This window comes from Treponema sp. Marseille-Q3903 (assembly GCF_014334335.1).
GTDB lineage: Bacteria > Spirochaetota > Spirochaetia > Treponematales > Treponemataceae > Treponema_D.
In genome coordinates, this window is sequence record NZ_JACSEU010000001.1 from 1,393,125 (window position 1) to 1,407,186 (window position 14,062).

Sequence of the window (14,062 nt, forward strand, 5' to 3'; positions counted from 1 at the left end):
TGCCCAAATGGACAGCCCAATTTTTTACTTGGTGCAATATTTATTGCATTTTCTTGTTTCTTTATAGACCTTTATTTCAAACTGCTTTGAAATATTATGTCCGTTATGATGCAAAGTGATTTTTATTGTTCCCAAGTCTTCAATGGAATAGTTCCTGTCTGTAGAATTCTGCAGAGTAGCTGTAACATGGGGACTCCAAACTTGAGCTGGAATTGTTGCCGTATAACTTGCCTGTTTATAAGACTGTGTATGAGATATGCCAGGACAATAATACCAGGCAATTTTCTCAAATTCACTCTTAGAGTAAGTCTTGCCTACTTCTGCAGGATTATCTGCCAACCCCCACCATTTTGATGTCCAAGCATTTCCTTCATCATTTTTTGCATACACCCATTTATTTTTGCAAGTATCTCCCATGTTTCCTGTGTTTATATCTATATCCTGCTTTGAATATGAATGGGATAACAAACCAACCCAAGAAAAATTATGATCGCCCCAAGAATACCAATAGTCTCCGTCTCCTGCCCAATAAAAATCTGTCTTCCAATTTTCTATGGTTATGGCTCCTGCTGTATTGTCATAATAATATGTTTCCACAAGGCCGCCTTGTGTCTGGCTTGTCACAACCCTTTCTAGATTCGGATAGTAAACAGGTTTCTTTGCGGAAGATACATAATAAACTTGATCTACATTATCAGTTCCACCATTAACCGTAAACGTGCTTGTAGATGTATTAAAACCAGAAACTGTTACACCGCTTTTTGGTGTAAATGTAATATTCTCTATTCTAGCATTTGCAACAGGCAGATTCATTGTTGTATAAAATTCTCCAGTCTCGCCGTCTCCAATGTAGAGAACATTATTCTCTCTGTCAAATCTTGAGAATATGCCATCCTTATTGGTGAAAGACAGAATCGGTTTTATATCAGTATCTGCATAGGCAAACTTGGCAGTAAAGGTTTTACTACCGACAACTTCGTTGTTGTTATTCGGATTCGTTGCCTGAACATGAATTGTAATTTCTTGTGGAGTTTCGCTTTTTGGAGTAATTATAATTGTTCCAGTTCCATCACCGCTGTTGTTTACAACATAATCATAATAACCGTCATCGGCAGATGTTACCGCAATATCAGCATATTTCGGATTTACCTTAAATCCAATTTCCGCAGACTCTGTAGGAATACATTTTATCGGGAACTTTCCGGTAAGAGTAAAATCATAATCCCATGCGACTCTTACACTTAGATTTACCTTTACATTTCCGTCTGTAACACCATAAAGGTTGCCGCTTCCTTCTGCTATACCTTCAACTTGAACATATCCGACACCATTTGCATCGCAGCCCAAGTCCGTATATGTAAAGAAGTCTTTCTGCTGGTTCATAGTCCAGGTGATATTAGCGGTTGCAGGGCTTACCGTGTATTTGATTTTCTTTGTTCCACCGTTAGGCTGGACGCTTGCGCTTGTAGATTCAAGGACAAAGCTCTTTCCAGCCTGCACAAGTACTGTACACTTCGCTACAGAATTGCTGTCAGGAAGCTGAGCCATTACTTCTGCCTCGCCTACATTTATCGGATAGATTGTAACGTTTTGACCGCTTCCCATAACACGGCATACTTCGTTTTCTCCAACATTGTGAACAGTCCATTCAAGGTCATTGTAGTCATTATTGCTTTCTGCGTTTTCAATAGTGGCCTTTAATGTTGTTCCGGAACTTCCCTTTAACAAAGTGATGTAAGACTTATTGAAAGTTACTGCTTTTACAGCGCTACCTGGAACTACTACAAAGAACTGTAGATTGCTTGCAGCCTTTTCGTGTGAACAGGTAATAATGGCTTCACCGCTTTTGTTTGCTGTTATGTAGATGCTCTGGCCGGTAACAGTTCCGTTTGAAGTCAGACCTGCAATACTTACAATATCAGTGTCGCTTGTGGTCCATTTTAGGTTCTGCTGGTCGCTTGAGACAATTCCAGTTCCAGTAATAGAAGCACTTAATGTCTGGCTTTTTCCTTTGTTCACAGTATAAATTGTAGATGACGATGTAATGTAACAGGCGTTCACTTCCGCTTCTTTTACATATACCATCATCTCTGCACTTGCCTGAACAACTCCTGTTGAATTTGCAACCAATCTTGCGTGGACTGTTGTAGTTCCTGCGGCAATTCCTTTAATTTGGGCAGTAGTCTTAGTTCCTTCAATCAAACAAATATTCGGGTTATCTGTAGAATATTCGACATGAGTTGAGACTTTTGTATTTGGAACTTCCATTGTCTTAAAGTCTACACGTCCCGCCGTTATACTTGTATATTCGTCAGGAAATTTAAATGTAGAATATTCTTGAACAGTTACAACTATCTGCTGGTCATAGGTTGCCTTCGGATGATGAATTGTGATTGTTACCTGTCCCTGCTGCTTTGGTTCGATTGTGCAGACATTTGCAGAATAAACAAAGTTTATTACATCATACACATCAAGAGACCAAGTAAAGTTATATTTGTCTGTTTCGCTTCCGTTTACAAGGCTTGCAGTAATCGTCTGGGTAGAATCAGTGGGCTTCATATTGATGATACTTGACGGAACTGAAATGTAGCAATCGCTTTGAACAACCTTATCGCAAACGACAAGAATTTGTGCGCTGTAAACAGATTTGGGGTGGGAAACAGTAATGTATGCTATGCCTTCCTTCAATGCCCTTATCTTTCCAACCTCATTCTGACCGTAGCAGACGCAGATAGATGAATCATTGGACTGCCAGATAAAATCTTTTAAGTCTCCCTCTTTTCCGCCCACAAGGTCTGCTGTAACCGAAGTATATGTTGAGCCTATGTTTACTGTAATTACAGACGAGGTAAGCTGTATGTAAGGATTTGCAGCCGCTGCTATCGGGTCTACACACTGTGCAATAATCTGCAAGGAATAAGCGCACTTTCTATTTGTTACAGTTATTATTGCTGTTCCTATTGAATTTCCTTTAAGGACGGCGGTCGCTCCAGTCTGTGTAATATCAACTATACTTGGGTCAGAAGAAACCCAGTTGTAGCCGTCAACTATCACTTCTTCTGAGTTCTTTACGGAAACGGAGACGGTCCTTGTATTTCCCTCTCCAATTGCCACAACATTTGAAGATGTCGTGAGGTAGGTAAATCCGGCAAGATCTTCTGCAGAGTTTCCAACCACCACAAGGACTTTCTTGGAAATTGTTGACTTTGTATGCGTAATCGTAATTTCCGCCTGGCCGCTTCCAACCGGCTTGATATAGGCAAGACCATTTGTAGACTGGCTTGAGATTTGTGCGATTTCAGGTTTGTCTATTTCAAAATTAAATCCAGTCTTGTCCGGTCCGGTATAATTTACAAGGACGGCATCTAAACGCTGTGCAGGGTCGTCTTTGAGCATTGTAATAACATCAGAACTTGAAATATAAACGACAGGCTCTGCTTCGTTGATTACATATTCGCTTCCGACACGGACATAAATTTTCAAAGTGTTTTGGCTGTCTGTGTGTGTTACACGAACTATTGTTTCTCCTTCCTTTTTTGCAGTTATTGTTGCTGAAGTTCCGTTTGGAGAGACTCTTGCAACTGATTCATCTTCGACAGTCCATGTAATTTCACCATATTTTGAAGAGCTTAAATTTATTGCAGAAACGCTAACCTGTTTTTCATCTCCTGCCTTGCCAAGATTCACGACATTCTGACTTGTTGTAAAATACACTTCGGGCAATGTCTGGACAGCTCTTTCAGGATAAACAGTAATTGTATAAGAACAAGAGTATGACTTGTTTTCACTGTCTTTTACCGTTACGGTTACTGTCGCAGTTCCGGCTTTCAATCCTTTTACGCTTGCCGTAAGGGGATTGGCTTCAATCTTTTCAACAGAACAGACTGTAGAATCAGTTACAGTCCATTGGGCTGCAGAAAAGTCATAAGGTTTTTCATCCTGATATTCCTTTCCGTTTTCATCAATTTTAGTTTCATAACTTTCAAAACCGACCTGACTTGTCATACAATAGGCAGATTTACCAATCTCTAGATTGTAATACAGCTTGTCAGAGTAGAGGGCTTTCATATTGCGAAGTTCTTTTTCGGTATCTGCAGTAAGTATCATAACCTTTTTATCAGCGTCCGCCTTATTATGGCTTATCGTAATGTAAGAAATTGTGTTTCCTGTTCCAAGAGGCGGAGCAGTGATATTTGCTACATTGCCATTCGCAGAAATACCGATTGCAGGATTATTGCAAGACCATCTTATGCTTCCGTCATCACTTGCAACCTTATTGTTACCCTTTAGTTGAACTGTATACTCGGTAGTTGCACCATTAAGAACACGGATTAATCCGTCTCCTGCAAAATACAATGGCTCAGTCAGAATCGCGTCTCTATTCAAGACTTTGACAAGGATTTCTGTCGGATATATAACTTTTGGATGAGTTATAGTTATAACGGCTGTTCCCTCATATTTTGGTTCAATAAAAGCCTTGCCGTATGCGTAGGTAAAAGACGCTGCCCTTGAATGAATTACAGAGCCGTTAGATGTATCCATTGAAACTACATCATTTGAACTGCCGTCAGTCGTTGTGCTTTTTATCGACCATGTGAATCCGGCTTCGTCTCCTTCGCTTCCGCCTTTTAGCGAAACATTAAGATAAGTTCCTTCTGCTCCAACTTTTGTCCTGACATAATTCTGGCTTGTAGTTATATAGCAAGAAGAATCAACTGCGTCTGTAAGCTGTCCGTTTACAATCAAGAGAACTTCCCTTGTATACGCTGCCTTTTCATGGCTTATCAATAGTTTGCAAGAACCGTTAGCTTTTCCTTTGAGCATTACTTCATTTCCAACCCAGCCTACGATTTCCGCAACATTGTAATCGTCAAGGGCATAAGTAAATCCGTCTACATCATATTCACCGATATTAATATTCTCCAATGTAGATTTTACAGTCTGTTCAGTTTCACCAGAAAGTGTAACTACAGTCTTGTCCGGCTGAATATACACATTTTTTACAACAGAGATTACTCTGCAAAGAATATCAAGCGGATAAGCAGAATCAGGATGTGTAACTCTCAATGTGCAGCTTCCGGCTTTAAGCGGTTTTACAACAGCTTTATTGCCATTCGTTTCTACTCTAACAGGAGTGTTTGAATCTTCGTTTATTATTTCCCAGCGGAACTGGCTGTCTGAAGAATCCTTTTTGCCGTTCACAAGAGAAACTGAAATATTCTGCTCATTGTCTGCAAGGTTCATCGTAAGAATATTGTTTGTCGTTGTTATGTAAGTTACGTTTGTTGCGTCCGCAAAGACATAGATTCCCATGTAATATGGATATGAAGCCTTGTTGTGTGTAATTTTGACTCTGGCGTATCCAGTATCTTTTGCAGTTATAAGACAATACTGACCTGTGGGTTCTATCGAAGCTACATTTGGATTGTCGCAAGTCCACGAATAGCCGTCTATATCTGCCGCACTACCACCGTATAAAGAACAGAAAACTTTTTCTGTTACACCAGGTGCAGTCTGTATAATTGAAGTGCTTGAATAAATATAAGGTTCTACTGTTTCTTCGTAATTTTTTGCAAAGCCTTTTACGGTTACAATACAAGTCGCTTCATAGCCACCGTAAGAGCATTTGAGGTTTGTCTGACCTTCTTTCTTGCCTGTAATGGTTACTCCCCATGCGGAACTTGTATCTGCCTTAATAATCGATTCATCATAAGACCAAGCGAGTTTCACATCTTTTTGCACATCGTTGGGTCGGATATTTACCGTAACATAGTTCATCTCTCCGACAGAAACATTAACACTTGTTTTTGCCATAGTAAGACTTGTGATTGAAATACTGCTACCAGGCTGGTCTTCTGAAAAGCTGTTAAAAAAATTACAGCTAGAAAGAAAACATACAATGCTTAAAAACAGAATAACTGTTTTTGTGAATTTGAAGTTTTTCATAATCTTCTCCTTGAAAAAACTTATTTTCTTAAAACCTGTTAATTCTGATTCAGCTAATACTTCTATCTAAATCGCAACTTTGCGCTAATACTTAATACTTCATTTTTATGTAATATCTTTCAGTTCCTTACATATTTTCTGTTCACTTGATTAACCTTCACTGGTGGAAGTTCCAGCGGCATATTTGTAATAAACTTTATTTGTGTTCCCTGTTTTATCCGTATTGTAGGTTTAATATCCAAGGCTCTGTCTACAATTTTATTTCCAAGTTTACTTGCTTCTGCATAAACATCGTTCATTGAATTTTGGATATACGGATTGTTCTGAGTCTTTATATTCTGAGTAATTTCTGTCTGGATAATGGAAAACATTGCAACAAGTCCAAGTGCTTTCAATGTTTCAAAAGGATGATTTGTTGCAAAGCCTTTTGTCCCGCTTTGTCCTTTTGAATCCACTCCGTTCATATTTCCCAATTCAATTCTGTAGCCGTCGGGTCTAATCATCAAGTTCCAAGCAATCTGAACCCTGTTCTGACCATAATTAACAGAAGAATTATAGGTTGCATAAAGAAGCGTTCCTTCTGGTATAAGTAGGAATGAAGAATCATAGCTTGAATAGACATTTTCTGTTACTCTTGCAATTACAACTCCAGGATTGTCAGTATTAATGGCAGTTACAAGAGCGCCAGTTATAATTGTCCCATCCCAAAGAGAAGAATAGGAAAGATACTGTCCGTTACCTGCTGTGTTCGCCGAAGAATTGTAAAAACTTTCTTTATTTTGCTGATTCATCTGCTGCTGATTTTGATTTTGTTGTGTTCCGTAACTTCTGTAAGAAGCCTGACTTACCTGATTGGCTTGTTTCATTAAGCTTGCAATATAATCTTCTTTGCTCATTCTTTGTCCGGAACTTTGACTTGTCGTTCCACCATACGGATATGAAGACGAGCCACTTAATGCATTTGAAATAATATTTGATTTGCTTTCATAAGAATAATTTTCCTGTCCTGCAATACCTTCTATTTTTCTTATTGAAAGAGAATTTCTTGTGTCTGGTCTGTCGGATTTATAAGCTCCGCTTCCACCGCTAGAACCACCGGAAACAGAGACTGGAGCTATTCCTGGTTCAGGCTGCTGAAAATCTTCTGGAAGTGTTTTTATTATTTCGTCTACTTCTTGTCTCTTTTTCTCAGCAAAATCGTCATTCTCATCATTGACAAAATCAAATGGGATCTCTTTGTCTTTCAATTCAATATTCGGCATGAACTTTGTTCCTGCCTTATCAAGTTCAGCGGTTTCTTCTTTTTTGCTCCGGCTGATTTTACTTATAAGGACAATTACCCCTACAATAATAATAGCAGCAATACCGATTACCATAAAAATATTACCGACATTCAGTTGCTTGGCTTTATTTTCTTCAGGCGGAGTAAAATCTAATTCTCCGTCTTCCGTGTCTTTCGTTAAATCTTCAGCTTCGGTGTCTTCTAGGAATAATTCATTTTCATCTTTTTCTTCTTCTGTCATAGTTATTCCTTTATTTATTTACTGAAGTATCTGAACTTGTAGATGTTTCTGTCTGTTCTTTCTGGGATTTCTTTGACTTTTTCTTCTCAACAATAACTTTTTTGTTTCCAAGTCTGAGTGTAATTCTGTTTATAAGACGAGGGATAATGAAAACATTTTTTGAAACGGAATAATTTACAATTTCATTTCTTTCGTTGAATACCAAAGGAAGCTGCTTGTGAAGAACAATATCATCAACTACGATATAGGTTTTGTTTCCGTCATCGTAAACATTTTGTGGCAAGAATTCAGGTTTCTTGAATCCGTATTTTATTCTATAGTCAAAAGAAAGATATTCAGGATTTGTAATTGTTACATAATCATTTTCAATGCTTACACCTTTTGCACCTGATTTATTGGAAGTTGCCCAGACATTTCTTGTTTGCGGATAGTTGAACTTGACCATTGCCATGTGGGTGTCTTTATAACTTTTAATTCTCAAGTGATAGACTCGCCTGTCGGTAATCACTATGAAAGAAGAATCAAGACCCGAATAGGCAGGTTTGATGAATAGATGCTGAATGCTTTCTCCAGTCATCGGATTTTTTGCCACATTTGCAGTAAGTTCCCATACGCTGTCATCTTCGCTTATAAGAGGATTGCCCATGACAATTTCACCGTCTTCAAGAATAATATCAGTCAAATGATAAGGCTGGGCGTAAATTTCATAAACAAAATTCTCATTATATGTATAATAAAAAGTTCCGTCTTTGTAGTGTTCAGGTTTTATTGTGGACTTAACTTCGCTTGCTTTGCTTGCGTCAGTTCCTTTTACTTTATCCTTTTCAGAAACTGGCACGAAACCTTCGGGAACATAAACAGGCTTTTCTACATATACTACAATCGGATCTATATCCTGGACTTTCACTTCTTCCTGAATAAGGTATTTGTGCATTTCCTCTTCATTCTGTTCTACTTCCTGTTCAGGAGATTTAATCGAGCTGTCACCTTCTATTTCTGGCTTCATCTGCTTTTCAAGGTCTATAGTTTTACAGCTGGAAAAAAATATTGAAAATAAAATAGTAAGAATCAATGCAATACCAGCACAAACAAAAGCTACAATTCTATCATTATTTTTTGCCACAATCATTTTTATCTCCGTTTAGTTAATATTTTTAATATCAAAATCTGTTATATAAATACCAAGCGGATTGTCTTTAATGTCTTCTTCCGTTGGTTCCAATGTTTTTACAGAAATAACTGCCCTCTGTCTTGTATCTTCCGTAATAGTTCCTGTAATTGTTCTTTTAGTTATTTTGAAATCAACTTGGTAAGTATCCTTTGAAATTTTCAAAGGGTCAGTTTCAAATCTAACTTCTTTTGTATAGTCCCCGAAATCTTTATAAGGATTATCTTCTCTTAGAAAGGTAGAATATTTAGAAGCAGAAACGGCTGTCAAAAGGTGATAGGCTTTTTCAATATTTTTCTTTACAACTTCCTTGTCGCTGGAAAGAGATTTGTAGAGATTTATAAAATCCTTTATCTGATATGTAACCGCTACTTCCGGAATATTGAAATTCTGATAATTCTTTCTTGATACTTTGCCGACATACTGCGTCTGTCCGAAATCATTCATTGTTATAAGGCATGGAACAATCTGCGTTCTTTTGAGAAGAAAGAACACAATTCCACAAGAAAGGACAACAATCACAAAATCCTTGACGATGTTTTCAATTTTAAGGATTCTGTTTTCCTTCATCGTCTGTCCGCATATCATATCAAAATGTTGGAGTTGCGGATTGAACGGTGTAGAGTTCGTCCCTTTTGGAGGATAAATTTTCGAAGCCACTTTTATATCTCCTTTGGGCAGGCAGATACGTGGCTATTATTATAATTTAATTGTTGTATATAGTCAAATATAATAATTGTATTATATTCAACATTTCTATTCTCTTACAATAATATTCTTATCACTAACTTGTCTTGCGATCTTAGTTTCATTGCAGGACTTTCTGATTGTTATATTCTTTCCCTGCAAGTTTTCCTTATGAAGTTGCCAAACTGGAACATAGACACGTTTTCCATCATCTTGTCTGACAATCAGTGCGTCATTCCAGGCTTCGTCTTTATCAAAGGTAATAATCTTTTCAACTTTGCCTTTTACTCCTCCGCCTGTATAAAGTTCCAGTGGTTCTTCAGGATTCTTGGCATATTCTTCAAGATAGGTGTTGTATCTTCCTGCGGCTCTTAATATTTCTTCAAAATTACTCTTTACTTTCCAAACATTATTCTTTTTATCCAGTTCTGCAAGTTTCAATTTAGATAGTTCACATAGTCTTGAATTAAATTCCATAGGAAGATTTTCAATGTATATTTTTCCGTTGTTTAGTTCAGCACTGACTTTGATTTTATCATCAAGTTCAGTCCATCGTTTTGCTTCGACAATTTTTTTCTTCGCAAGTTTAATCTGCTCTTTAGTTCTTTCGCCTATCATTTGTGTTGCAGCATTAGAACACATAAGGCGCATAAGTTCTATTGTCTCTTTATTGAAGAAAACCTCTTCGCCGTTTTGGTCTTTGCCGTTGATTACGACATGAGAATGTCTGTGTTCTGTATCAGAATGAATACAAGCTTTCCAGCAAAGTTTATAGCCCGTTTGTTTTTCAAGCCTTTCAATAAATGATTCCGTAAGTATTTTAAGGTCTATTTCCTGACTTTCAGGAGATATAATACACTTAAAATTTAATCCTACTTTATTTTTGTCATATTCTTCATCGCTCATTCCAAAAAGTTCAGGTTTTTCTTCAACATAATCTTTATTTTCCTGCGGCATATAATACTTTATGTATTTATTATGACTTTCCAGAGAATTGGAATATGACATTTTGAAAGTAACTCTCTGGTTCTGCTCCGGTATTTTATAAAGACTTCCCTTCGCTTTACTCCCACCGCCAGAAGAATAAGAAGTTTTTTTTCTTTGTTTTTTAATATGATTATAATTCTTCATCAGACGATTCAAAGTTTCAAGGTCGTCTTTTACATAGACAGGCTTCTTGAATTTTATTCTATTTTCTTCGTCATAGCGGTTTTTGTTCGGTTTGTGGTTGAATGGATTGTTCTTCATGTTTTAATCAAAACTTCCAACAAAGTCTTTGATACCCCTTTGTATGATGTAAGCCTTAACAACAGACCAAGATTATTCTTATTCATTTGATACCCCCTTTTTTCTACTTATCAATTATCATCTCTCCATTTCGAGCGCAACGTTGCACTCCAAGTTTTTTCGCGACATTATTCCGCTTCGTGAACACAATTGCTTGTTGTATTGGTAAGAATCAAGAAGTTCTTCCAACTCTTTGTTTTCTTTGATTACACGAATACACGGCAACATAAGGTTATCCAGAACTTGGTCATATTGCTCCGGCGGGATTTCTTCAACCGGAATAGCGATTTCAAATCCCTTTTTGTATTCAGGTTTTCCAGATTCGTATGTGATTAAATTTACTCCAGAGGAATTTATTTTTATAAGGCTGAAAAAAGCTATTTTTCTAAGCTGTTCAATCTTCGGCATATTTTTTTTATCGGCAAATAAATTGAAATACAAATACGGTCTTGCAACTTCACCATCAATTTCAATTATCAATTCTCTTGTATATCCTGCAAAATACCTGAAAAATACATTCATGTGATTTCCTGAGATTCTAAGCCACATATCTAACAGAAAGTCGCAGATAGTAATTACATCGTCTTTAGAACATTTTCCGATATAGATTTTCATCTTATACATTTTAAGACCTCTTTCCCTTACAATTTTCTTCATAAGATTCTTTGTCTTCTTTCTAAAGTTTTTTGTCATCGTCACTTCCTTTTATCCATTTTTAGGTAAACTTCTAATTATACTTTCTCCTATGTTTTTTTGTCAAATTGCCATTGTTATTTCTCCACTATTAATATGTATTCGTTTGGATATACTTCTTTTATATTAGGATCTGTTCGTTTTGCGAATCGACCTGTCTTAACATTACGAATGGTTGGCATAAGTTTACAAGGAATACATCTTTTGATTATATTTTGTTCATTTGTCTTAAAACCTGCTTTTTTTAAAAACTCCCAAAAAACTTCAGCAGCTTGAATATGTACATTTTTCACTGTTGTATTTCCAATAACAATGCATGCTTTACCATTAGTTTGCAATACTCGGTATATCTCTTTTGCTACTATTTCCATATTGTTAAAATAGCATGCAACATTTCTAGCAGTTTTTGGATCTTTTGCAAATAATGCATTTACAATTTTTTTACCTAAAAGACTTCCAACATCTATACTTCCTTTATTTGAGTAAGAAGTACCAATAAATTTCTGCCGAAATTGTTTTAAATCATCAAAATAGTCATACAAATATCCAGTCAGCTGATGAATATCAGCATATTCATACGAAGTTACATAGGGAGGAGATGTTATGATTGTTCCTATGGAATTAGAAGCCCAGTTTGTATTGCGAGCATCTCCAATAGTCATATTACATAAGATATCAAGGTTACTGCTATGCAGCAACTCATTATAATATTCTGTATTTTTTCGTATCATCATCTGTGTATGTGATTTGAAAAGAATGAAAGAATCTGAAGGTTTTTTATTTTTATCAATTTGAGGTTTTGTACTTGATTGCAGCCATTTTGAACAATTCTTTAAAATATGTGATAAACTGACCAAAAAGAAATCTCTAATATCATTATTATCTATCTTGCAAATTATACTATAGATAAAAATAATTTTATATTTCTCTTTTTTATCAAACCAGTAATCTAATTTATCATGCTTTTTAATATTGTATAAGTTACTTTCAGCATACAAGTCAAATTGATTAATTAAATCACTATAATATGAGTCTAATAGATCAGGCATAATCGGTTTCGTTTTAACTTTTGCAATCAATCCTGCAACAGGGTTAATATCAACGCCATAAGATTCGAAACCGTGTATCTTTGCTTCTACTAGAGTTGTTCCGCAACCTGCAAATGGATCTGCTACAGGGAGTTCTGGTAAAGCATAATTTTCTATTATTTTTTTTACGACATTGGGTAAGAATTTTGCAGGATATCTATGATAGCCATGTGTCCATTGTTCAATCGATCGAACCTTATCAAAAGCCCAATCTTCATTTACAGAAATATTATCAAAATTAAGGTATCTCATAACGTCCTAAACTCCACGCCTGAATAATTACCTGTTGCACTTGCGCCGGATTTATAACTTGTTGCGCTATTCTTTTTAGTCCATTTCACTTTCTCGAAACAAAAGTTAATTCCTGCTTGAATAATTCCTCCAAGACCAAGTTCCATAATAATTTTAATTTTTTCAAAAGATGTTTTATCATTTTTTTTATCTTTTTTACCGTCTCCTTCTACCTCACAATATCTCGATTGGTTGGGCGGATAAAAAGAAAAAACATCAAAAGGATTTTCACAAGCATGGAAACCGCTTTCGCAAGCACTAACATCTCCTTCATGTATATATTCTTGTCCGACTTCATACTGGAAATCATGACATTTCAAATTTTCTCCAAAACCTTTGTACATTTTCATAAATTTACCTCTTACTTTCATTCTTGATTAAATCTTCACCAAAATGAGCAATAATTCGAGGGGTTATCGAAAAATTTTGCTTCATATTGTGCCACCGCTTTCCTTAATTACTTCTCCCAACCTTCTTGAATATTCAGGCGGTACTGCATTACCGATTAATTTTGCCGCCACTGCAATGCTTGACGTTTTAAAAACATAGTTCTTCGGAAATGTTTGTATTGTAGCACCTTCTCTTATGGACAAAGCCCTATCTTCATCGGGATGTCCGAAACGTCCGTTTGATAAGCCCACCTACGCCGCAAAATAAATCAACAGCTTTAATTGTCATCGTCACTTCCTTTTCTTCATGTTCTTCGAGCGCAACGTTGCGCTTTTTTTCAGACATTTTTAATTTGATATTTTTCTGTTGGTATTTTGCGTATCTTGTAATATCAGCTTTTTTACAGATATGAGGTGCAAGACTTGTGTAGTCATACAAGATTTTCTTTTTGCCTTTCTGATTTACAAAAACAGGCTTTCCGCAAACAGAGCAAGGTCTTATTCCTGTAGACTTCACATCCTCTTTTTTCTCCTGGCAAAAATGCGGTTCGCCAGTCAATAAATCGCAAGGAATCCATTTTTCATTTTTCGAGCGTTTGTAAGTTATTTCTACACCGCAGTATCTGCAATACAACATTTCATCTCCATTTATTTTAAAAATATGAATAATAAGTAAACTTTACATATACTATATTTTATATTTTTATCATTGTCAATATTGTGTTTTTTGCATTATAGTTATTGTATTTTATAACTCATAAAAAATCTATCGGTATACAATGCATATATAGTAGAAAAATAAAACCGCTTACAAAACCCCACTGACCGTATATATCTAACTCTTTGTATTACCCATACTTAGGCGATACAAAATGGTGTATGTATACAACTCTTTATCTTGCCGTAAAGGTCAGTGGGGAATTTCTTTATTGTTTTAGAGGTTATTTTGGAACGCAACGTTGCGCTTTTTTGTGAATATACGAAAGAATA

10 protein-coding genes are annotated in these 14,062 nt (G+C 36.2%); all 10 read right to left on the reverse strand.

Going from position 1 to position 14,062, the window contains the following annotated elements:
- Nucleotides 1-24: 24 nt before the first annotated feature.
- The 10 genes from H9I37_RS06315 to H9I37_RS06360 all read right to left on the reverse strand — a co-directional run bounded on the left by H9I37_RS06315 (nucleotide 25) and on the right by H9I37_RS06360 (nucleotide 13,709).
- Complete coding sequence (locus H9I37_RS06315; RefSeq protein ID WP_187381605.1) at nucleotides 25-5,946, reverse strand: Ig-like domain-containing protein; 5,922 nt, start codon at nucleotides 5,944-5,946, stop codon at nucleotides 25-27.
- A gap of 119 nt (nucleotides 5,947-6,065) precedes the next feature.
- Complete coding sequence (locus tag H9I37_RS06320) at nucleotides 6,066-7,469, reverse strand: TraB/TrbI/VirB10 family type IV secretion system protein (RefSeq protein ID WP_187381606.1); 1,404 nt, start codon at nucleotides 7,467-7,469, stop codon at nucleotides 6,066-6,068.
- A 10-nt stretch (nucleotides 7,470-7,479) separates the two neighbouring features.
- Entirely contained in the window at nucleotides 7,480-8,598 is a 1,119-nt protein-coding gene (locus H9I37_RS06325; RefSeq protein WP_187381607.1) for a TrbG/VirB9 family P-type conjugative transfer protein, read from the reverse strand.
- A gap of 12 nt (nucleotides 8,599-8,610) precedes the next feature.
- On the reverse strand, nucleotides 8,611-9,297 hold the full coding sequence (locus tag H9I37_RS06330) for a VirB8 family type IV secretion system protein (protein WP_187381608.1): 687 nt from the start codon (nucleotides 9,295-9,297) through the stop codon (nucleotides 8,611-8,613).
- Between the two features lie 96 nt (nucleotides 9,298-9,393).
- Entirely contained in the window at nucleotides 9,394-10,572 is a 1,179-nt protein-coding gene (locus tag H9I37_RS06335; protein WP_187381609.1) for a relaxase/mobilization nuclease domain-containing protein, read from the reverse strand.
- 117 nt (nucleotides 10,573-10,689) lie between these two features.
- Nucleotides 10,690-11,304 (reverse strand): hypothetical protein, encoded by a 615-nt coding sequence (locus tag H9I37_RS06340; protein WP_187381610.1) that lies wholly within the window; start codon nucleotides 11,302-11,304, stop codon nucleotides 10,690-10,692.
- A 77-nt stretch (nucleotides 11,305-11,381) separates the two neighbouring features.
- A complete protein-coding gene (locus H9I37_RS06345) occupies nucleotides 11,382-12,644 on the reverse strand; it encodes a DNA methyltransferase (protein ID WP_187381611.1) in 1,263 nt (420 codons plus the stop codon).
- Nucleotides 12,641-13,033, reverse strand: coding sequence for a DUF7666 domain-containing protein (locus H9I37_RS06350; protein WP_187381612.1), 393 nt, complete (start codon nucleotides 13,031-13,033; stop codon nucleotides 12,641-12,643). The genes H9I37_RS06345 and H9I37_RS06350 overlap by 4 nt, the downstream gene beginning before the upstream one ends.
- Nucleotides 13,034-13,114: 81 nt before the next feature.
- A complete protein-coding gene (locus tag H9I37_RS06355; RefSeq protein ID WP_370586898.1) occupies nucleotides 13,115-13,324 on the reverse strand; it encodes a DNA cytosine methyltransferase in 210 nt (69 codons plus the stop codon).
- The gene (locus tag H9I37_RS06360) at nucleotides 13,287-13,709 is read right to left on the reverse strand and encodes a hypothetical protein (protein ID WP_187381613.1); all 423 of its coding nucleotides are present in this window, start codon (nucleotides 13,707-13,709) and stop codon (nucleotides 13,287-13,289) included. The genes H9I37_RS06355 and H9I37_RS06360 overlap by 38 nt, the downstream gene beginning before the upstream one ends.
- Nucleotides 13,710-14,062: the final 353 nt, after the last annotated feature.